Consider the following 18,968-nt stretch of genomic DNA (forward strand, 5'->3'; position numbering starts at 1 on the left):
TCAGCGGGAACTGTGAGGAACGAGCGGTTCAGGCGGGGTCGGCATGCCAAGGCGGCCCTGAGGGGCATTCCAGTGGCTGAACCAGAGGTGGCGGGTGCGGGTCTGACGTTTGCGATGATTCAAGGGCAACTCCTGTGCAGGTTGAAGGAACGAGGCTCCTCCTCGTTGCCAACCAATCTGCCGCCTATCTGTGACAGGAGGATGACAGCTGGCTGCGCCACTGGCCTGGCGTCAGACCAAACGCCTCCCGGAAGCGGTTGCCAAGGTGGGCCTGGGACGAGAAGCCGCACTGGATGGCGATGCTGGCCAGGGAGTCGGCGCCGGCCAGCAGCTGCTTGGCCCGCTTGAGCCGCAGCCCCAGCAGGTAGCGATGGGGCGGGCAGCCGAGGCTCTGGCCGAACATGCGGGCGAAGTGGTATTCGCTCAGGCCCGCCTCCTGCGCCAGCTCGGCCAGGGTGACGGGCTCGGCCAGATGGGCCAGCAGGTACTCCTGCACCCGCCGGATCACCGCCGGCGCCAGGCCGCCACGCACCTCGGGCAGAGGCGGCGCCTCCCGGGTGTGGTGGCGATAGGCGTGCAACATCAGCATCCAGGCGCCGTGGGAGAGCGCCATCCGGTCCACCTGGTGCTGCCAGTCCAGCTGCATCAGCTGGCCCTGCACCAGGGTGGCGGCCTTGGGATCGTCGATGAAGGTCTTGTCTTCCAGCAGCAGGTGGCGCCCCTCCTTGTCGCACACATCTTCGGCGATGCGGGTCAGGTGGGCCGGGGTGAAGTAGAGGTGGAAGAAGCGAAACTCCTCGCGCACCAGCCACTCGGATCTGTGGTGATCCGGCATGATGCACACCTTGCCGGTGCCGCCGTGGCCGCCCGGGCCGTCCAGCCGCTCGGTCTGCTCGCCCCCTTGCAGGTAGACGCTCAGGGTATGGTGGCCCGGCTTGTGGTAGCGGGTCTGATCGTAACAGTTGCGCCAGCTGGCAACGCCAAGGCCGGGCTCCAGCCAGCAGGCGTTCTCCAGTCGCGCGCCCGTGCTGACCAGTGCATCGAATACTCCCGCCGGCTTAGTCTGCAGCACCCGCTCTGTTCCTCTTCTCTTGTTGTTTGCCTGATGGCCCTTGTGCGCCATCTTAACGCGGCGCGGCGGCAAAGGCTGCGGCTGCCCGCAAAAAACCGCAAGATGGTGTAAGCCCGCCGCCACCGCCCGCTGCATGCTGATCCCATGTCGTTGTCATCTCACCGGATACCCCATGAATCTGATGCTCTATCTTGCCACCGTCCTTATCTGGGGCAGCACCTGGATCGCCATCGCCTGGCAGCTCGGCCCCATTCCCATCGAGGTCTCGGTGCTCTATCGCTTCGCCCTGGCGGCGCTGGCGCTGTTTGCCCTGCTCACCGCCAGCGGCCGTTTCCCGCACCTGCCCTGGGCGGGTCAGCGTTATGCCGCCCTGCTCGGCGGCCTGCTCTTTTCTACCAACTTCCTCTGCTTCTATCACGCCACCCTCTGTATTCCGAGCGGCCTGTCGGCGGTGATCTTCGCCAGTGCCAGCATCTTCAACGGCCTCAACCTCTGGCTGTTCGAGGGGAAGAGACCCGGCCTGCGCTGGCTGCAAGGATCCTTGCTGGGACTCCTCGGCACCCTCTTGCTGTTCTGGCCGGTGCTGGCGGATGCGCAACTGGGTGCAAACGGCTGGAAGGGGTTGCTGCTCGCCTGTGGCGGCACCCTCTGCTTCTCGCTCGGCAACCTGGTCTCGGCCCGCGGCCAGCGCCAGGGCTACCATGTGCTGCAACTGGTGCCCTGGGGCATGGTCTACGGGGTGGTGTTGCTGCTGGGCTGGGTCACCCTGCTCGGCCAGCAGCTGGTGATCCCGACCGACGGTCACTACCTGGCGGCCATGGTCTATCTCGCCCTGTTCGGTTCGGTCATCGCCTTCACGGCCTACCTCACCCTGGTGGGGCGGATCGGCGCCAGCAAGGCCTCCTACGCCACCGTCTTGTTCCCTCTGGTGGCGCTGACGCTATCCACCTTCTACGAAGGGTTCGTCTGGCAGCCGGTGTCGGTGGTGGGGGTCATGATCAGCCTGCTTGGCAACCTGGTGATCTTCGCACCGCCCCTGCGGGAGTGGCGCCTGCGCCCCGTCAGGACAGCGAAGGATGCTTGATCCCAACCCCGCCAGCCCCTAAGGTAACGCCTTCCTACGAAGATGACGGGAGGCGACATGTTACTGGAAGGGCTGGAGACACTCTGCCTGCTGGCCAGCGAAGGCACCATGGCCAAGGTGGCCAGCCGGCTCTATATCAGCCAGTCGGCGGTGAGCAAGCGCATCGCCCAGCTGGAGCAGCGCCTCGGCAAGAAACTGGTCGAGCCGGACGGACGCCAGATAAGGCTCACCCCCCAGGCACAAGAGCTGCTGGCCAGAGTCGCTCCCAGCCTCGCCGAGATGAAGGGGGTGCTGGCCGACAGCCAGACCCTCACCGACCTGACTCCCCTACCCGTTGCCTGCTCCGAGACCCTGCTGGCGGGCTACCTCGCCCGTTTCATGCACGACTACCTGCGACAAGATCCCCACCTTGCCCTCTCCACCCACCACACTCCGGTCATTCTGGCGCGGGTGCGCAGCGGCGATGCCCTGCTCGGCATCTGCGCCGGGCGCCTGCCCCCCGGCCACGGCCTGGAGGCCAGGCTGCTGCTGGAGGAGCCCTTCTATCTGGTGGAGGGCGATCAGCGCGAGGGGAAAAACGCCGATCAAGGGCTGCGCCAGATCCTCACCATGGATCTGGACAACCCCTCCAACCGCTACCTGCGCGAACCGCTGGCGGCCCTTGGCCTGACCCCCGCCATGGAGCTCGACTCCTACCTGGCACTGATCGAGCTGGCCAAGGCCGGGATCGGCCCTGTGCTGCTGCCGGCCGGCCTGCTGGCGCTGGTCGGCGCACAGGGGACCCAGGCTCGCCCCCTCGCCGGGCTCGCCCGCCCGCTACACCTGGTCTATCGGCCAAACAGCCTCAAGCGTGCGCGCATCGCCCAGCTGGTGCAGGCCCTGCAAGCCCACTTCCAGCCGCTGGCCGGCTGAACGCCACAACACAAGGGGCCCGATCTTGCGGATCGGGCCCCTTGTGTTGACAGCCGTGACTGCCGCTGTCGGCGAAAAACGCTTACCCCAGCCAGGCAAACAGCTCGGGGTACTGGCTCCACACCAGCTTGGCGGACATCAGCAAGGAGACGGTCACCAGCAGCGGCTTGATCAGCTTGACCCCTTGCTTGAGCACCATTTTCGAGCCGAAACGGGCGCCAATGAACTGGCCCAGCGCCATGCAGAAGCCGACGCTCCACACCACCTTGCCTCCCAGCGCGAAAAACAGCAGCGAGGCGATGTTGGAGGTGAAGTTGAGCAGCTTGGTGTGAGCGGTAGCCCGCGCCATGCCAAAGCCCGCCAGCGCCACGAAACCGATGGCAAAAAACGATCCTGTGCCCGGCCCGAAGAAGCCGTCATAGAAGCCCACCCCACCGCCCACCAGCAGGGCGAACGCCATGGGAGCGAGGCGGCGGGAGCTCTCGGCATCGCTCACCCGGGGAGAGAAGAAGAAGTAACAGGCGAAGGCCATCAGCAGGAAGGGCAGCAACCGCTCCAGGATGGCGGCGTCGATGGTCTGCACCGCCAGGGTGCCGAGCGCCGCGCCGATAAAGGTGCAGATCACCGCCGGCCAGATGATGTGCCACTCCAGCAGCCCCTTGCGGGCATAGAACCAGGTGGCGGAGAAGGAGCCAAAACTGCTCTGCAGCTTGTTGGTACCGAGCACCAGCGCCGGCGGCATGCCGGTGGCGAGCAGGGCGGGCACCGTCAGCAGGCCGCCCCCACCGGCAATGGCATCGATAAAGCCGGCCACCAGGGCCACGCCAAACAGGGCAAGCAGGGTAAACAGTTCCAATTCCATCCATAGCCTCACAACATTGACGGGGCCGGCAAGGGCCCGCACGGCACAGGCTCGCCATGAGCCTGATGAACAACGCTGGTCGCTATCCTAATGGGGCTTGGCTCATGAAGCTAACGAAACAGTGGCAGGCAATTGATTCCTGATTTTCATCAATGCCCCCCCTGTGAAGCGGCTGGCAAGCATGCCGACCCCCTCACCCACCTTGTTCAGGCAGCATCGGGCGCGCAGGTTGCCTCATTGCCCTTGATGTCGGCCAGTGCCTGCTGCAGGTGAGCTTCATCCTCGCCGGGGGCCCGGCTGACCCGGCCTGCCATGTAGCGGCTGCTGAAGAGATTGAACCAGAGCTGCAGTGCCTGTCCCGCCGCCAGCTCGCCGGCCACCTCCAGCACGCAGGCCGCCACCTCGGCGGTGCACAGGTGCTCGTCGCAGTGGGCTACCCGCATGCCATAAGTGGAGAGCGCATCGGGCTTGATGGAGAGCACCGGCAAGCCGTCCAGATAGGGGCTCTTGTTGAACATCTTGCGCGCCTCGGGCCAGGTGCCGTCCAGCAGGATGAACAGCGGCTTCTTGCCAGGGAGCGGGGTCACCACCGAGGTGAGCCGGGCCGGCGCCTTCTCGCAGGCGGGAAACACCACATAGGGCTGCCAGGCGGGATCCGCCAGCAGGGCCAGCAGCTCGGGATGTGGCTTGGTGCGCGACCAGAGAAACGCCCAGGTGGTATCCGGCAGCACATCGGCGATGAGACGGCCGGTGTTGGAGGGCTTCATCGGCTCGCTGTCGTACATCAGCAGGCAGAAGCCGGCCTCGGCCTTGAGCTCGGGGCGCCATTCGCAGGCACACCAGTCGTGGCGCAGCTGACAGGCTTCGCAGCGCGGCACGCTGCCGCCACGGGCGAGAAAGGGTCGGGTCGAGACGCTCTTGCGCCAGATGCGCAGGCGATTGACGGCGTGATCGGGAATTGGCTTCATGGAACGCGGCTCTGGCGATGCCTGTGGCAGGACAAAAAGGGGGCAGATTGTAACGAGCCGTCCACCGCGCAGCAAGGCCCCCCATCCGGGGCAAGCCGGGAGGCCACGCCTCTCTATACTTGGTCGTCAACCCATGCACCCACGCATGGGACACAGGAGGACGACGATGGCAGAACAAGATATTGCCCGCGAGCACGCTCTGGCCGAAGGCACTACCTTCACCTGGCACGAGCTCTATCTGCCCGATGCCGAGGCCGGGATCCGTTTCTACACCGAGGTGCTCGGCTGGGAGAGCCAGACCATGGCGATGGAAGGCGGCGACTACCCCATGCTGGTTGCCAATGGCAGGCCGATCGCCGGCGTGCAGGCCACCCGGGGCAATCCCGAGATGGCCGGCGTACCACCCCACTGGGCAACCTATATCGCGGTGGATGACGTCGATACCAGGGTGCTCAGGGTCAACCAGCACGGTGGCAGCGTGGTGGTGCCCGCCATGAATATCCCGGGGGTCGGGCGCATGGCCCTGATTGCAGATCCACAAGGGGCGCACATCTGGCTGTTCACCCCTGACCCCATGTGACATCGCCTACCGCAACAACGACAGAGGGGCCCGCAGGCCCCTCTTCATCATTCAGCTAGCCCTGCTCGGGCGCCGGCCTCAGACCGCCTTGCGCAGGATCTGCTCAAGGTAATCGGCGAAGCGGTGACCGTGATGCTCCAGCAGTTTCGGGAACATGGAGATGGAGGTCATGCCCGGGAAGGTGTTGATTTCGTTCAGCAGGATCTCGCCCTCTTCGGTCAGGAAGAAGTCGATGCGCGACAGGTGGGTCAGTTTGAGCTGACGGAACGCCTTGAGCGCGTACTCGTGAATGGCGTCAGCCTGCGCCTGGGTCAGCCCCTCGGCACGCAGTGCGGTCTCGGTGTGACTGGCGCTGCTGTACTTCTCTTCATAGGTGTAGAACTTGTCCTGCGGCACGCAGATCTCGCCCGGGTAGGTGGCCACCAGCTCGTCACCGTACTGGTAAACAGCCACTTCCAGCTCGCGCGGCTTGACCGCTTTTTCGATCAGGACCTGCTCGGAGTAACCGAAAGCATCGGCAATGCCCTTCACCAGATCCGCTTCGTTGCTGGCGGAGTAGCAGCCGACGGAAGAGCCCTGGGAGGCCGCCTTGATGAAGACCTTGCCCCACTTGGCCAGCGCGGCTTTCGCCTCGTTCAGCGCCGCGTCGTTCTGCTCGGTCAGGAACAGATAAGGGGTGTTGGGGATGCCGATGGCGGAGAGCCACAGCTTGGTGCTGATCTTGTTGAAGCAGATCTTGCTCGCCTCGGCGTCGCAGCCCAGATAAGGCAGGCCCGCCAGCTCGAGGAAGGATTGCAGGTCACCGGTCTCGCCAGGGTAGCCGTGGATGCAGGGCACCACGTAGTCCACCGGACGGGCCACGCTGTCAAACGACAGCAGCTTGTCCAGCCCCAGCTTGCATTCGCGGCCGTCGGCGCTGAGCCAGCGGTCGGCAAACATCTCGACCCGGGTCACGTCGACCCCAGGCAAAAGACCGAGCTGTTGCTCGAGAAAATTTGCGCTTCGCAGAGAGACTTCGTGCTCGGAGCCACCGCCGCCACACAGCAGCAAGACATGCATGTTCTTCATTAGATGTGATCCCTTGGGAAAAGCGGCTTCGCCATCACCATTTAAAACCCAACCGCATTAAAACCGGACGAAGCCAGATACGAAGATAAGTGCGGGCCAGTGTAGCAAGGGAGATCGAGCCTTGTCAGCCGATGGGAGCCCCATCCGCCGACAACGGCCATAAAAATTCCCGCCTGTGTCAGAAATTGGATGAAAAGAGCTCAGCGCGGCGGATCGAGCCGGCCGTTGCCGCTGCCGTTGACCCGAAACCAGCCGGCGATGCTGTAGCGCTCCTGGTTGGCGGGCAACACCTCGTGGGGGAACTCTTCGGATAAAAACAGCACCAGTCGCCCGCCTCGGGGCGAGACATCCATCAAAAACTGCTCGTCGTCATCGTACATCCGCAGCACCCCGCCCGCCTGGGGTTGCCAGTCGTTGTTGAGGTAGAACACCGAGGTGAGGCGGCGGTTGGAGCGCCCGGCGAAGGCATCGCGATGGGTGGCATAGAAGTCACCGCTGCGATAGCGGGCAAAGTGGGCCTCGTAGTCGAACAGCCCCAGCATCAGCATCCGGTTGGCGGCCAGCCGCAGTGCCTCCATGCGGGCCAGATAGTCGGCCACCGGCGCACCGAGGGAGGGTTCTAGCCAGTGGATCTGATCCCGGCGAATGGCGCGGTTGTCCTGGTGCAGGGCATCGCGGCCGATCCCCGCCGGCCGCCACGCATCCGGCAGACACGCCTTGAGGGCATCCACCTCGGCGGCGGTTAAAAAATCATCCACTATCACCCATCCCCGGGTGTAAATGGCATCCATGACGGCTTGATAGTCCAAGATTGACTCGCAACAAGTGGAGAGAGGGCGCTTTTTAGCGACTTCCAGGGCAAGACACAAACCGGTTTGCTTATCCTCAGAAGTCCCACCATCAATACGCTATCCGGGCGCACAAGGCCCCCATTATCTGGTCGCCCTCGCCAACCAGTGATCCGGCGCACTCAAATGGCCTCAGTCCGCGCCAGATCTTGCATGGTAAAGGGGAAAGCGGCGCTTGCTCCGCGCCGTCGCGCCCGTTACCGTGGAGCGATACGCCCTGAATGGGCCCCATGCAACAGGAGTGCTTCATGTCATTGCCCGACCTTATCCTGCAACGCCTTGACGGTACCGAACTGTCCTTGTCCACCCTGCAAGGCCAGGTCGTGCTGGTGGTCAACGTCGCCAGCCGCTGCGGTTTTACCCCCCAATACACCGGACTGGAGGCGCTCTATCAGGAGCTGGGCCCCGAGGGATTGATGATCCTGGGCTTCCCCTGCGATCAGTTTGGCCACCAGGAGCCGGGAGATGCAGAGGAGATCGCCCGCTTCTGCTCCCTCGACTATCCGGTCAGCTTCCCCATCATGGCCAAGTGCGAGGTCAATGGCGAACAGGCCCACCCCTTCTATCAATGGCTCAAGAAGGAGCAACCGGGTCTGCTGGGGCTGGAGAACGTCAAGTGGAACTTCACCAAGTTCCTGATCGACCGGGACGGCAAGGTAGTGGCCCGCTTTGCCCCCACCAGCAAACCCGAGAGCCTGCGAGACGATATCCAGGCCCTGCTCTGAGGCCGCTGCACGCGGCGGCCGGACAACGCGACACGGCTGCTGCGTGCAGGGCGCGCATCTGCTATATTACGCCCCCGTTATCATTTCCATCTTGTGGCGGGTGCCAGCGCACCTGCCATCCGCTGAGCCCAAGGCTCACCAGAGGAGTCTCTCTCGAACATGTCATTCAACGAACTGGGTCTGTCTCCGCACATCCTGCGGGCCGTCAAGGAGCTGGGTTACGAACAGCCAACCCCCATCCAGCAACAAGCCATCCCCGCCATTCTGGCCGGACAGGATGTGCTCGGCGGCGCCCAGACAGGCACAGGCAAAACGGCCGGTTTCACCCTGCCCATGCTGCAGCGCCTGCTGGCCAACCATGGCCGTGGCCGCCGTCAGGTGCGGGCCTTGGTGCTGACCCCGACCCGCGAACTGGCTGCCCAGGTGGGTGAGAGCATCATCAAATATGCCCACCACCTGCCGTTTCGCACCCTGATCGCCTACGGCGGCGTCAGCATCAAGCCCAATCTGGATGCCATCAAGCTCGGCATCGACATCCTGGTGGCCACTCCGGGCCGTCTGCTGGATCTGCTGACCCAGGGGGCGCTGACCCTGTCCGAGCTGGAAGTGCTGGTGCTGGACGAAGCGGATCGCATGCTCGACATGGGCTTCATCGTCGACATTCGCCGCATCATGAAGGCGCTGCCGGCCGAACGGCAGACCCTGCTGTTCTCCGCCACCTTCTCAAGCGAGATCAAGGCGCTGGCGGATGATCTGCTCAACGACCCCACCCTGATCGAGGTGGATCCCAGCAACACCGCTGCCGAGCAGGTGACCCAGCGCATCATCCAGGTCGACCGGGAACGTCGCCGCGAGCTACTCTCCCACATGATCGGCCGCGGCAACTGGCAGCGGGTGCTGGTGTTCGTGCGCACCAAGCAGATTGCCGATCGCCTGGCCCAGCAGATGCAAAAAGACGGGCTCGATACCGTCGCCATCCACGGCGACAAGAGCCAGGGTGCCCGCAACCGGGCGCTGGCGGATTTTCGGGAAGGCAAGGTGCGGGTGCTGGTGGCAACCGACATCGCCGCTCGCGGCCTCGACATCGATCAGCTGCCCCACGTGATCAACTTCGAGCTGCCCCAGATGGCGGAGGATTACATCCACCGCATCGGCCGCACCGGCCGCGCCGGTCGTGGCGGCGAGGCCATCTCGCTGGTGAGCCAGGACGAGCTGGGCCAGCTCAAGGGGATAGAGGCGCTGATCGGCCAATCCCTCTCGGTGGAGATCCTGGAAGGGTATGAGCCCAGCGGCAAACCGAGCCGGCAGACCCTGCCGGGCAGCAAGCCGGTACAAAACCCGCCGCGCGCCCGTGGCGCCGCCAATGCCAAGGGCGGCAACGGCAAATCCGCCGCAGGCAAGAGCAAGGCGAAGAGCGATGGCGGCAAGAAGCCTGCCCCAGCCCGCAAGCGGGAAGTGGTGGGCGAAGATATCGGCTTTACCCCCATGCGCCGCCTGCCCAAAGCCCAGCGCGACGACTATCAGGACAACTCCAACGAGGAGTAACAGGCCGTCCTGATCCCGTCATAACAAAAAACCGCCCGAGGGCGGTTTTTTACTGGGCCGGTGTCACTGGCCTGTCAGTGTCATATGCAGCAACGGATAGGGCTTGCCCTGCCCGTCCAGTGGCGAGCGGCCCACCACCTCGAAGCCCAGGTGGCGATAAAAGCCGAGTGCCTGTTCATTCTGCTCGTTGACGTCCACCCGGGTCGCCCCCAGCCGGGCGATGGCATCGGCCACCAGCAGGCGACCCACCCCGCCCCCGCGCAGCGCCGGGTCGACAAACAGCATCTCGATGTTGCCCTCGTGCACCCCGCAAAAGCCGGCGATACCCTGGTCGTTGCGGGCGCAGGTGAGGGTCACGGCGTCAAAGTAGTGTTCCAGAATGAGCTCGCGCAGGGTGGCGATCTCCTCATCCGGCAGAAAATGATGGGTAGCGCGCACCGACGCCTCCCACAGTGCGATCAGGGCCTGATAATCCCCGCGCGATGGCTGTTCCAGTCTCATATCGTACTCACTCAATAGATTGATTGTTTGGAGCCTGCCCGGCCGGCGCCATGGCGTCGACCTGCTTGAGGACAAACCCCTTCTCGATGCAGGCCTTGAAGCCGAGCGACGCATAGAGCCGGTGGGCTGCCTCGCGCCCCTCCCCCGACAGCAGCATCACCTTGTAGCAATCCTGCTGCCAGGCGAGCGCAAGGGCATGGGTCAGCAACTGCCGGCTGATGCCCCGGCGCCGAAACGCAGAGGCCGTCACCACGTGCTCCACCATGCCAAACGGCCGGCCGCCGTTGGTCAGGGTCGCTATCACGCCGAGCTGGCAGGTGGCCGCCAGCTGGCCATCCACCTCCGCCACCAGCAGGTGGAGATGGGGCTGCGCCAGCAAGGCCGTCAGCGCCGTACGGGCAGCATCCGGCGCAAGTGCAGGGTCATGGGGGCGCAATTCCCGATAGAGCGCCAGCAGACCGGCCATGTCCTACAGGGTACAAGCCCTGATGAGCGTCATCCCTCTTCTCCTTGAGCTGCGGGCGATGCGGCTTCACGCCTCGCGGGGGGCAAACATGATGATGGCCATGCCGCACAGGGCCACCAGCGACCCCACCAGATCCCACAGGCTGGGCCGGATGCCGTCCACCAGCCAGAGCCAGAGGATGGCCACGAAGATGTAGACGCCGCCGTAAGCGGCATAGACGCGCCCGGCCGCGGTCGGATGCAGCGACAGGAGCCAGGCGAACAGCATCAGGCTCAACCCCGCCGGCAGCAGCAGCCAGACGCTGCGCCCCTGGGTCAGCCAGAGATAGGGCAGATAACAGCCCAGGATCTCGGCCAGCGCCGTCACCAGAAACAACCCCATGGTTTTCAACTCGCCCATCGGCTACCCCATTATTCAACAACGTGTTCGGCAAAAAGAGCAATGGTAAGCCAAATGGCCGGACCGGGTAAGCGGGATCAGGCAACAAACGCGAGGGGGAGGGATAGCGGATGCAATACGCAGCCGGCCTTCCCCCGCCAGCACGGGGGAAGGCCAGGTCATCAGCGAGTCTTGACCGCCTGCAGCAGCACCGACATGTCCGGCCCGAACTGACGGGTGCGAATAGCCTCGCGGATCGTCGCCTCGTCATAGCGGCTGGCCGGATAGAGCAGCACGCAGGCGGTGTCGCCGGGCTTGAGGAAGTGGGTCTCGCCAAACGGGGTATAGCGGGTGGCGCCGATGCTGATGAGGGCATGGGCCGGGCGCCCGGCCTGGGCCAGCAGCCCCTGGATGTGCTCGGCCGGCCCCTCGTCCTGCTGATGGTTGAACTTGTCGATGGCCCACGTCAGCAGCTGGCCGTGGAAGTAGCTGTAATCCACCGCCGCGCTGTCAACCCCGTAGGGGTACAGCTCGCCATCCCGCTCCAGATAGCAGGCGATGCGGTAGTCATCGAGTTCGCAGCCGGCGGCGAAATGGGAAAGGGGCAGCAACGTGGGGGCCAGCCCCTTGCTCTCTTCGCCCCAGTTCTTCTTCTCGCTGATCTTTTTGGCGTTGGGACGACGGATGGAGCAGTCGTTGTAGGCACCAAAGGCGCGCGGATGGATGGCCACCACCTGCTCCCCCGCGTACTCCAGCTCGCACCAGAGCGCCACTTCCGGCTCTACCTGCACCTTCTCATCGCCGCTCACCGCCGCTTCCGGCAAGAAGATGGCGTCGCCGCTCAAGGGGAAGACCCCGAGCTGGCCGGGGTGGCCCGGCACGTAGAAGGGGAACAGCGCCTTGGGGGCGCTGGTGTCGCGCACCACCACCGCCACGAAATCCGAGGCCTCGCCGGCCTGCTCCAGATGACCTGCGAAATTGCCCGCCACCCCGAGTCCGATAAACTTGCTCTCTGCTGTCACTTGCATCTTCTCACCTGCCTCTTGCCAAAGCGAAGGCAGCGGCCCGGCACGGGGCGGCTGCCGCAAACGTGGCGAGGATTAAAACACAGGGATCTGCCCTCGCCCAGCCTGCACGCCCCATCCTGTGCGCCAGCGCGAACTTTTGCCAGCCGCTCGGCGAGCTTGTGAACAACCGCCATGCCCGAACTGGCTCGACCGTGTGCAGCGCCTGCCCTTGATCAGGGCGACAGGCTGCGCATTGATCAACCATGGGTACCGGAAACAGATCGTTTCCACATCCTGCCGCCTTGCCTCTTGGGCCAGCCCGCCAACTTTGCTAGGCTGCCCGCCATGCCAATCCGCACACTCAAGGATGCCTGCCGATGTCAGCACAGCACTTTCAGGGCCGCTTCGAGGTCGAGTTCAAATACAGGCTCGGCGATGTCGAGGCCTTCACCACAGCCCTCGCCGCCCTCAATCCCGAGGTGATGCTGGAGCGCAACCAGGAGCAGGACACCTACTTCGACACGCCGGACCGCAGCCTGAGCGCAGCGGGCAAGAGCCTGCTGATCCGTACCATGCAGCCCTCCGGCATCCGGCTCTGGATCGTGAAGGGGCCCGAACCCGATCGCTGCGAGGCGGTCAACATCACCGACGCCGACAAGGCCATCAGCATGCTGCACACCCTGGGCTACCAGCCGATACTGACCCTTCGCAAAGTACGCAGCATCTATTTCGTCGGCCCCTTCCACGTCACCCTGGATCACCTGGCAGGACTCGGCGACTTTGCCGAACTGGCCATCATGACCGATGACGAAACCTTGCTGCCAGATTATCGCCGGCAACTGCTGTCCATGGCAGCCCAGCTTGGGCTGAACCCCGAATGGCTGGAGAGCCGTTCCTATCGCACCCTGTGTGAACAAGCCACCACCCCATCACCAGAGAGACGTTCATGATCGACAAACTCGCCTGGCTGACCTTCAAGGATCAGCAACTGCTCTGTGCCCGCTCCCACGGCAAGCAGATCTACTACATTCCCGGCGGCAAGCGCGAAGCGGGAGAGAGCGACGAGGCGGCGCTGATGCGCGAAATCGAGGAGGAGCTGGCCGTGGCCCTCAAGCCCGACACCCTGGCGTTTGCCTGCGAGTTCAGTGCTCAGGCCGACGGCAAGCCGCAGGGGGTCAACGTCAAGCTGCGCTGCTACACCGGCGAGGCTGACGGCACTCCCGTCGCCTCGGCGGAGATCGCCGAGCTGCGCTGGCTCGACAGCCGCCATATGGCCGAGATCTCTCCGGTTTCCCGGCTGCTGTTTGCCTGGCTGGTCGAACAGAAGCTCATCCGCTGAGGGAAACCCGCCTGGAGGGCGTGATCGGGCGCACCCGGCGAGCGACAACGACTTGAAATTGGCGGCAGAAACGGCGAGTCTAGCCAGTCATCCTGCCGCCGGTCCCGTTGGCGGCAGGCGCCGCGGCAGACCGGGCCGACGGCGTGAACTTCGTTGACAAGGACTCCTGATGGACATAGTTGAGGTTGATACCACCCAGGGCATCAAACCTGCCCTCATCACTTTGCTGCAAGACAGCGTCGCCAGCGGCGCGTCGGTGGGCTTTCTGCCGCCGCTGACCGAAGAGCAGGGGCTCGTCTATTGGCAGGGCATAGAGACGGAGCTGGCCGCGGGCAGCCGCCGGCTCTGGGTCGCCTTCCTTCAGCACCAGCTGGTCGGTGCCCTCCAGCTCTCGCTGTGCACCAAGGCCAATGGCCGTCACCGCGCCGAGGTGGAAAAACTCATGGTGCACAGTCTCCACCGTGGCAAGGGTGTCGGCCGTGCCCTGATGGCCAGCATGGAACAAGGGGCCAAAGAGGCCGGTCGCAGCCTGCTGGTGCTCGACACCCGGGTGGGCGATGCCGCCTCCCGCCTCTATCGCCAGCTCGGCTACCAGGAGGCGGGCCAGATCCCCGCCTTTGCCCGCAGTGCCGACGGCACCCTGGCAGCCACCCTCTTCTTCTACAAGCAGCTCTGAGCCGCGCACCGCCTCCGCTTCGCACACCTCTACCCTGCTCGTCCCTACTTTGTAGCCACAGTGCGCCCTCCCCATGGAGGGCGCGTTGCGTTACCCCTTCAGCTTTCAGAAAACCATCAAAGCAGCGCCAGGATTAATTTTGAATCTGCTATAGCCCCATTTGCATACAATTGTTCCTTCACCTCACGCCAGACGAGGCGTATGGTGTGGCAGGAAGACCCGTTTGCATACCAAACGGATGCTGCTCACTGCCTTGAGGAATACTGCATGCCTATCCTGCCTCGTACCGTCACCTCCCCCAAAAAGTTCATCATCGGCCACGATCTGCTGCCCCAACTCCATGATCACGTAAAAGATTTCGGCGACAACGCCCTGCTCATCAGCGACGAGTTCATTCTGGAGCGAGTGCGGGAAGAGGCGCTGGCCGGCCTGCTGCAGGCAGGTCTGAAGGGAGCGGTCGAGAAGTTCAACTACGAATGCACCGACATCGAGATCCGCCGCCTGTGCGATCTGGCCGAGCAACAGGGAGCCAACGTCATCGTCGGCATCGGCGGCGGCAAGACCCTGGATGTCGCCAAGGCGGTGGCCTTCTACCTGCGCCGCCCCGTGGTGCTGTTTCCCACCATCGCCTCCACCGATGCCCCCTGCACCGCCCTCGCGGTGATCTACAACCCGGCGGGTGAGTTCGAGCGCTATCTGTTCCTGCCCCAGAACCCGGACGTGGTGATCGCCGACACCGCCATCATAGCGGCGGCCCCCGCCCGCTTCTTTGCCGCCGGCGTGGGTGATGCGCTCGCCACCTACTTCGAGGCCCGTGCCTGTTACCGGGCGGACGGCATCAATCTGGTGGGCAAGCGCCCCTCCCGCACCGGCCTCGGGCTGGCCCGGCTCTGCTACGAGCTGCTGGGAGAGAACATCGAGCTGGCGATGGACGCGGTGCGCCACCATGTCACCACCCCGGCGCTGGAGCAGACCATCGAGGCCACCATCTATCTGAGCGGCGTGGGCGCCGAAGCGGGCGGCCTGGCGGCGGCCCATGCGGTCAACAACGGCATGTCGGTGGTGGCGGATCTGCACCGGGCCCAGCACGGCGAGAAGGTGGTGTTTGGCCTGCTCACCCAGCTGGTACTCGAGCGCGCGCCCCAGGCCGAGCTGGACGAGGTGATGCGCATCATTCAGCTGGCCGGCCTGCCCATGACCCTGCAGGAGATGGGGCTGAGCCGTTTCGTGGAGAGCGAGTGGCGCCAGGTGGCCAAGCTTGCCTGCGATCCCCTCGATACCATGGGCAACATGCCGATGAGCGTCAGCGAGCAGGATGTCTACCACGCCATGATCGCGGCCAATGCCATGGCCGAGCGCTACCGGGCCCGTCACCCACGCGCCTGATCGGCACTCAAGCAAAGCCGTGATCACACCGACAAGGCCGGCCCCTGCGGCCGGCCTTGTCATTCCCTGCCCAACCTGCTGCAATGGCCCCTTTATCCTTGGGACAAGGAGTCACCATGATATTGGAAGTCGCCCATCTGCAGCTCATCCCCGGTCAGGCTGCCGCCTTCGAACTGGCATTCTCCCAGGCCCAGCGCATCATCAGCACCATGCAGGGCTACGGCGGACACCAGCTTCAGCGCTCGCTGACCGATCCCCACCGCTATCTGCTGCTGGTCAACTGGCAGCACCTCGAAGATCACACCCAGGGCTTTCGTGGCTCACCCCAGTACCAGCAGTGGAAGGCCCTGCTCCATCATTTCTACGATCCCTTCCCCACGGTCGAGCACTACCAGCAGGTCACATTCGATGAGGCAGAGCAGCGGGAACAGAATAACGGCCTGATCTGAACCGGATGCCCGGTGTCAGGGCCAAGGTGACGGCTGAGGCGACATTGCCCCACTCGGTGTGCAACCAGATAAGCGGCGCAGGGGTGGACTGTTAACTAAGAGATGGGGAAAGATGATCAGGGGGCCAAGCTGAACGCGGATCATCCGCGCCCAGACTTGGCCCCCGATGGGAAGATCAGGCCAGCCGTTCGGCCCGCGCCTTGATCAGGGGGGCGGCAAAGGCCTCCTGGGCCGCGATCAGCTGCAACTCATAGGCATCGGCCTGCCAGGTGTGCAGCAGTACCGTATCCACCGCCGCGTTGGTGCGCTCGAATGCGCTGACGGCATCGTAACCCGCCTGCAGATTGGCCAGCATCAGCGCGCTGATGAGATCCCCCACCCCCACCGGCTGGTGGGCAAACTCGTAGAGCGGGCGGTCGATCAGATAATCCCCCTCGGGGGTGGCCAGCAGCATCTCGAAACGGCCCGGCTCGCGAGCGGCACGTCCAAGATGCTTGACCAGCACCATCTTCACCCCGCGTGCCAGCAGCTGATGGGCGGCGGCCCGCGTCTGCGCCAAATCCGTCAGATGGACGTCGCACAGGGTCTCCAGCTCCAGCAGATTGGGGGCCATGATGTCGGCCGCCGGCAGCGCCTGCTCGGTCAAGAAACGGGTCACCCCAGGGGCGACGATGCACCCTTTCTCCGGGTGGCCCATCACGGGATCGCAAAAATAGATGGCGGCAGGATTGGCGGCCTTGACCGCGGCCACCACCGCCAGGATCTCGTCCCCCTGCTCCGCCGAGCCCAGATAACCGCTCAGCACGGCGTCGCAGTGGGCCAGCACCTCGATATTCGAGAGCCCCTCACACAGGGCGCTGATATGCCCTGCGGGCATCGCCATGCCCTGCCAACCGGCCGCATATTGGGTGTGGTTGGAGAACTGCACCGTGTTGATTGGCCATACCTCCATACCGAGACGGCGCATGGGAAACACGGCGGCGCTGTTGCCGGCACAGCCGAACACCACGTGGGACTGGATAGAGAGAATGCGTTTCATCGACATCACCGCAGAGAAGAGTCAGGGGAAAGGCGCAATATATCGGATGAAGATATTGATCTTCCACCCTTGATCAGCACAAACCCTTATTTGGTCGGCAAAATCCTCGATGACGCTGGTTGCCATTGCCATCACCGGCCCCCTCTACACTGACATGCCGCAGCTTGCAACCGCGAGCATGGCCGACATGGCTTGATAAGGTGGTACAAAACTCTTGTTTGATGGCATATGAGATTAACAAGTGAGCTTTTTGTGCGTAGAGCCATTTGATGACGAGTAAACCGGCAGATACCTGCGGCAGCCCCGGCCATCGGCCATCGGCCATCGGCCATCAAGGCAGCAAGGCAGCAAGGCAGCAAGGCAGCAAGGCAATGTAGTGGAAGGAGGCAACGGCGTCGGTGCAAGTGAAGGTATAACCAGCCGGCCAAAGGACAGATCGGGCTGGTCGGCCCGATCCGGTTTATCAAGGGCGAGCGAAGTGGTAGACCCAACCCTCGTCCAAAGCCATCTCCGCGGGCGGCGCCACCAGTGCCGGCAACAGGGAAACGCTCCCCTTGGCGGCATATTGCAGCGCCATCAGGGCGCAGATGGCAGCATCGTAGCGATCGGTCCCCGCCGTCACATCGTCCGGCAGATGCGCCAGCAGCTCGGCACGCACCGTCGATGCCTTGCCCCCCACTTTGGCAAGAGCGGGATAGACCTCCAGCACGGCGCGATCGGCCTGCGGTTGCTGCTTGGGCACCAGTTGCAAGTCGGCCAGTCGGGGCAGCATGGCGAGCGCCAGGGTCGCGTTGTTGCCGAGCCTGTCGAAGGTGGCCGAGAGCGGCTTCTTGCCATATTGCCGGTGCAGCCAGCGCTCGCAGTCCCGATAGGCATAAGGGTTGTCTATCTCGCGCTGGGGCACGGCGCACTCGGTCGCCCTCCCCGCCAGCAGCTCGCCCAAGGCGCGAGGAAACGCCAGCGGTGCGTCGATCCCGAGCGCCAACTGCGGGCAGGCCAGCACCTGCAGCAGGTGGATCTCGTCGTGCAGCGCCGGGCGCAACAAGGCATCCAGATCCGGCGCAACCCGTGAGCTCAGTCGAAACAGGGGCGATACCCCAAACCAGTGCAGCCGCTGTTCACGCGCCTGCCACCCCACCACGGCCACCGCCTGGGCACTGCCCTGCCAGCCTCTTACGTCCCAGCCGATGCCGATGGCATCCATGTGTTCCATTGTCATGCCAGTGTCACCTCTGCACGCTATCAATGCAGCACAGGGTAATGGCTGGAGCCCCTAAAGCAAGGTTGGCGGCGCGGCTTAGAAGGATTTCTTGAAATTGATCAGTGGCAAGATGGGGAAAACCCCGTTCTCAGCGTAGTTGGCGAGGCCAATCTGCAGGCCGTCCAGATGCTTGGTGGCGTTGATGAAGCCCAGCTGGAAGGTGGTGCGCTCGGCATAGTTGACGAAGCCGACGTTGGCCAGGGCATTGCCCTTGGCGATGTTGACGGCACCCCAGTTGAGGCCCTGTACATTGTTGGTCAGGTTGACGAAGCCAAGGTTGACGCCCTTGTCCTGCCCCTCGTGCCAGTTGACCGCGTTGATCGCCACCCCGCCGAACTGGTGGCGTACCCGGCCGGCGCCGAGGAAGATGCCAAGCTGCAGACCGGTGAATTGATCCACGTCGGAAAGGGCGAAGACAGGCAGATCGATCCCCTTCACCTGACCGGTGCGCCCATAGAAAACAGAGGCTCTGGCCCCCTCGACCTGATGGGACGCGGGCAGATTGACGCCGGGCAAAGAGAGCTGAACAGGGGTACTGGCGTGGGCAACGCCGCCACCAAAGGTCGCAGCCCCCAGGGCAAGCAGCAGGCGAGCAGGTTTCATCGATGCATTCCTCAAGACTCAGGGAGTGGCGTCAGCCTACCAGCCCCGCGGCCTGGGAACGAGACCAAACGGACGTGGCTGCGTCACCCCTCGTCTGAGTCGGGCCAATCAAACTGGACAGACCAGAATCAATGTTTAGCCCAAAATTAACATTTATATTATTTACATCAAGCCTCATTTGGTAACACAATGCCTAAAC

At 64.0% G+C, this 18,968-nt stretch carries 23 protein-coding genes; 10 read left to right on the plus strand and 13 right to left on the minus strand.

What is annotated here, in order from left to right; translation table 11 throughout:
• Together ACPDZI_RS11420 and ACPDZI_RS11425 are read right to left on the minus strand one after the other, a co-directional pair.
• Complete coding sequence (locus ACPDZI_RS11420; RefSeq protein WP_254902163.1) at nucleotides 1–123, minus strand: hypothetical protein; 123 nt, start codon at nucleotides 121–123, stop codon at nucleotides 1–3.
• Between the two features lie 61 nt (nucleotides 124–184).
• Nucleotides 185–1,072 (minus strand): helix-turn-helix domain-containing protein, encoded by an 888-nt coding sequence (locus ACPDZI_RS11425; protein WP_438833137.1) that lies wholly within the window; start codon nucleotides 1,070–1,072, stop codon nucleotides 185–187.
• Nucleotides 1,073–1,244: 172 nt separating this feature from the next.
• On the opposite strand from ACPDZI_RS11425, the gene ACPDZI_RS11430 reads away from it, so the two are divergent.
• The gene (locus tag ACPDZI_RS11430; protein WP_438833138.1) at nucleotides 1,245–2,156 is read left to right on the plus strand and encodes a DMT family transporter; all 912 of its coding nucleotides are present in this window, start codon (nucleotides 1,245–1,247) and stop codon (nucleotides 2,154–2,156) included.
• A gap of 57 nt (nucleotides 2,157–2,213) precedes the next feature.
• Nucleotides 2,214–3,068, plus strand: a complete 855-nt coding sequence (locus ACPDZI_RS11435) for a LysR family transcriptional regulator (RefSeq protein WP_438833139.1) — start codon at nucleotides 2,214–2,216, stop codon at nucleotides 3,066–3,068.
• Between the two features lie 82 nt (nucleotides 3,069–3,150).
• Here ACPDZI_RS11435 and ACPDZI_RS11440 read toward each other — a convergent pair whose 3' ends face one another.
• Nucleotides 3,151–3,930: a TSUP family transporter gene (locus ACPDZI_RS11440; protein ID WP_011706235.1), complete on the minus strand. Its 780-nt coding sequence runs from the start codon at nucleotides 3,928–3,930 to the stop codon at nucleotides 3,151–3,153.
• A gap of 206 nt (nucleotides 3,931–4,136) precedes the next feature.
• Complete coding sequence (locus tag ACPDZI_RS11445; protein WP_252450771.1) at nucleotides 4,137–4,898, minus strand: tRNA-uridine aminocarboxypropyltransferase; 762 nt, start codon at nucleotides 4,896–4,898, stop codon at nucleotides 4,137–4,139.
• Between the two features lie 166 nt (nucleotides 4,899–5,064).
• Here ACPDZI_RS11445 and ACPDZI_RS11450 point away from each other — a divergent pair, with 166 nt between their 5' ends.
• Nucleotides 5,065–5,478 (plus strand): VOC family protein, encoded by a 414-nt coding sequence (locus tag ACPDZI_RS11450; RefSeq protein WP_270800827.1) that lies wholly within the window; start codon nucleotides 5,065–5,067, stop codon nucleotides 5,476–5,478.
• 78 nt (nucleotides 5,479–5,556) lie between these two features.
• Here the strand turns inward: ACPDZI_RS11450 and ACPDZI_RS11455 are convergent, their stop codons facing one another.
• Together ACPDZI_RS11455 and ACPDZI_RS11460 are read right to left on the minus strand one after the other, a co-directional pair.
• A complete protein-coding gene (locus ACPDZI_RS11455) occupies nucleotides 5,557–6,546 on the minus strand; it encodes a D-alanine--D-alanine ligase (protein ID WP_017409536.1) in 990 nt (329 codons plus the stop codon).
• Between the two features lie 200 nt (nucleotides 6,547–6,746).
• Nucleotides 6,747–7,355, minus strand: a complete 609-nt coding sequence (locus ACPDZI_RS11460) for a 2OG-Fe(II) oxygenase (protein ID WP_016350596.1) — start codon at nucleotides 7,353–7,355, stop codon at nucleotides 6,747–6,749.
• Between the two features lie 287 nt (nucleotides 7,356–7,642).
• On the opposite strand from ACPDZI_RS11460, the gene ACPDZI_RS11465 reads away from it, so the two are divergent.
• Both ACPDZI_RS11465 and ACPDZI_RS11470 read left to right on the plus strand, forming a co-directional pair.
• The gene (locus ACPDZI_RS11465; RefSeq protein WP_103826822.1) at nucleotides 7,643–8,119 is read left to right on the plus strand and encodes a glutathione peroxidase; all 477 of its coding nucleotides are present in this window, start codon (nucleotides 7,643–7,645) and stop codon (nucleotides 8,117–8,119) included.
• A 159-nt stretch (nucleotides 8,120–8,278) separates the two neighbouring features.
• Entirely contained in the window at nucleotides 8,279–9,664 is a 1,386-nt protein-coding gene (locus ACPDZI_RS11470) for a DEAD/DEAH box helicase (protein ID WP_029301011.1), read from the plus strand.
• 63 nt (nucleotides 9,665–9,727) lie between these two features.
• Here ACPDZI_RS11470 and ACPDZI_RS11475 read toward each other — a convergent pair whose 3' ends face one another.
• The 4 genes from ACPDZI_RS11475 to ACPDZI_RS11490 all read right to left on the minus strand — a co-directional run bounded on the left by ACPDZI_RS11475 (nucleotide 9,728) and on the right by ACPDZI_RS11490 (nucleotide 12,037).
• On the minus strand, nucleotides 9,728–10,165 hold the full coding sequence (locus tag ACPDZI_RS11475; protein WP_270826270.1) for an acetyltransferase: 438 nt from the start codon (nucleotides 10,163–10,165) through the stop codon (nucleotides 9,728–9,730).
• A gap of 7 nt (nucleotides 10,166–10,172) precedes the next feature.
• Nucleotides 10,173–10,631 carry a GNAT family N-acetyltransferase gene (locus ACPDZI_RS11480; protein WP_438833140.1) on the minus strand — a complete coding sequence of 153 codons (459 nt, stop codon included), beginning with the start codon at nucleotides 10,629–10,631 and terminating at the stop codon, nucleotides 10,173–10,175.
• A 66-nt stretch (nucleotides 10,632–10,697) separates the two neighbouring features.
• Nucleotides 10,698–11,030, minus strand: coding sequence for a YnfA family protein (locus ACPDZI_RS11485; protein WP_011706244.1), 333 nt, complete (start codon nucleotides 11,028–11,030; stop codon nucleotides 10,698–10,700).
• Between the two features lie 161 nt (nucleotides 11,031–11,191).
• Entirely contained in the window at nucleotides 11,192–12,037 is an 846-nt protein-coding gene (locus ACPDZI_RS11490) for a DUF5718 family protein (RefSeq protein ID WP_438833141.1), read from the minus strand.
• A 356-nt stretch (nucleotides 12,038–12,393) separates the two neighbouring features.
• On the opposite strand from ACPDZI_RS11490, the gene cyaB reads away from it, so the two are divergent.
• The 5 genes from cyaB to ACPDZI_RS11515 all read left to right on the plus strand — a co-directional run bounded on the left by cyaB (nucleotide 12,394) and on the right by ACPDZI_RS11515 (nucleotide 15,866).
• Nucleotides 12,394–12,966: a class IV adenylate cyclase gene (gene cyaB, locus ACPDZI_RS11495; protein ID WP_270826273.1), complete on the plus strand. Its 573-nt coding sequence runs from the start codon at nucleotides 12,394–12,396 to the stop codon at nucleotides 12,964–12,966.
• A complete protein-coding gene (locus ACPDZI_RS11500) occupies nucleotides 12,963–13,355 on the plus strand; it encodes an NUDIX hydrolase (RefSeq protein ID WP_190284239.1) in 393 nt (130 codons plus the stop codon). The genes cyaB and ACPDZI_RS11500 overlap by 4 nt, the downstream gene beginning before the upstream one ends.
• A gap of 169 nt (nucleotides 13,356–13,524) precedes the next feature.
• The gene (locus tag ACPDZI_RS11505) at nucleotides 13,525–14,031 is read left to right on the plus strand and encodes a GNAT family N-acetyltransferase (protein WP_041217453.1); all 507 of its coding nucleotides are present in this window, start codon (nucleotides 13,525–13,527) and stop codon (nucleotides 14,029–14,031) included.
• Between the two features lie 267 nt (nucleotides 14,032–14,298).
• Nucleotides 14,299–15,417, plus strand: a complete 1,119-nt coding sequence (locus tag ACPDZI_RS11510; protein WP_270826274.1) for a glycerol dehydrogenase — start codon at nucleotides 14,299–14,301, stop codon at nucleotides 15,415–15,417.
• Nucleotides 15,418–15,533: 116 nt separating this feature from the next.
• Nucleotides 15,534–15,866, plus strand: coding sequence for an antibiotic biosynthesis monooxygenase family protein (locus ACPDZI_RS11515; RefSeq protein ID WP_438833142.1), 333 nt, complete (start codon nucleotides 15,534–15,536; stop codon nucleotides 15,864–15,866).
• A gap of 175 nt (nucleotides 15,867–16,041) precedes the next feature.
• Here the strand turns inward: ACPDZI_RS11515 and pdxY are convergent, their stop codons facing one another.
• The 3 genes from pdxY to ACPDZI_RS11530 all read right to left on the minus strand — a co-directional run bounded on the left by pdxY (nucleotide 16,042) and on the right by ACPDZI_RS11530 (nucleotide 18,769).
• Nucleotides 16,042–16,905 (minus strand): pyridoxal kinase PdxY, encoded by an 864-nt coding sequence (pdxY, locus tag ACPDZI_RS11520; protein WP_438833143.1) that lies wholly within the window; start codon nucleotides 16,903–16,905, stop codon nucleotides 16,042–16,044.
• 463 nt (nucleotides 16,906–17,368) lie between these two features.
• Nucleotides 17,369–18,124 carry a DUF429 domain-containing protein gene (locus ACPDZI_RS11525; protein WP_341670881.1) on the minus strand — a complete coding sequence of 252 codons (756 nt, stop codon included), beginning with the start codon at nucleotides 18,122–18,124 and terminating at the stop codon, nucleotides 17,369–17,371.
• Between the two features lie 78 nt (nucleotides 18,125–18,202).
• The gene (locus tag ACPDZI_RS11530; protein ID WP_268031049.1) at nucleotides 18,203–18,769 is read right to left on the minus strand and encodes a VC2662 family protein; all 567 of its coding nucleotides are present in this window, start codon (nucleotides 18,767–18,769) and stop codon (nucleotides 18,203–18,205) included.
• Nucleotides 18,770–18,968: the final 199 nt, after the last annotated feature.

The sequence above is a fragment of the Aeromonas oralensis genome (assembly GCF_049665575.1).
Lineage (GTDB): Bacteria > Pseudomonadota > Gammaproteobacteria > Enterobacterales > Aeromonadaceae > Aeromonas > Aeromonas hydrophila.